The 753-nt window shown below is 42.4% G+C and carries 1 protein-coding gene and 1 pseudogene; both read left to right on the forward strand.

All coding sequences use genetic code 11. The annotated features are described in order from the left end of the window. Positions 1-121 (forward strand): annotated as a pseudogene (gene modB, locus R8N49_RS26750) (molybdate ABC transporter permease subunit); the annotation flags it as partial. Next, on the forward strand, positions 118-753 hold a 636-nt coding region (gene modC, locus R8N49_RS26755), incomplete at its 3' end, for a molybdenum ABC transporter ATP-binding protein (protein ID WP_318190402.1). The pseudogene modB and the gene modC, both read left to right, overlap by 4 nt.

The raw sequence follows: 753 nt of genomic DNA on the forward strand, positions 1-753 counted from the left end.
GGGAGCGGAAATGGAAGCGGCACGCTTGTGTATCATTTCTATTGCACTCGCTTTATCGACGTTGATGATTTCTGAGTGGTTGAATCGTAAAGCAGCGAGTAGATTGGGTGCGAAGCGATGACAATTAAAATTCAATTCAAACAAACGCTTGGCGAAACTAACTTTGATATCGATCTTTCGTTACCACGTAACGAAATAAGTGCATTATTTGGACGTTCTGGAGCTGGTAACACCACATTAATCAATGTGATTAGTGGGTTGGTGACGCCACAACATGGCAGAATTGCAATTGGTGATCACGTCTTGTTTGACAGTGAACAAGGGATCAATTTACCAACGCATAAACGTAAAATCGGGTATGTATTTCAGGATTCGCGTTTATTTCCTCATTACTCTGTACAGGGCAATCTTTTGTATGGGGTGAAGGAAAAAGATGATGCATATTTTGATGCTGTTACGGACTTGCTCTCCATCAAACCTCTTTTAAAGCGTTTTCCAATCTCACTCTCTGGCGGTGAAAAGCAACGTGTCGCTATTGCTCGTGCACTGTTATCGAAGCCGGATTTGTTGTTGATGGATGAACCTCTCGCATCACTAGATATGCCCAGAAAGCGTGAAGTCATGCCATTTCTGGAAGAGTTGTCAGACAAGGTGAATATTCCCATTATCTATGTAACGCATAGCCTACAAGAGATTTTGAGGCTTGCTCAACATCTTGCGATTATCGATAAAGGACAAGTAACCACATCTGGC

The sequence above is a fragment of the Vibrio sp. 1978 genome, assembly GCF_033344345.1.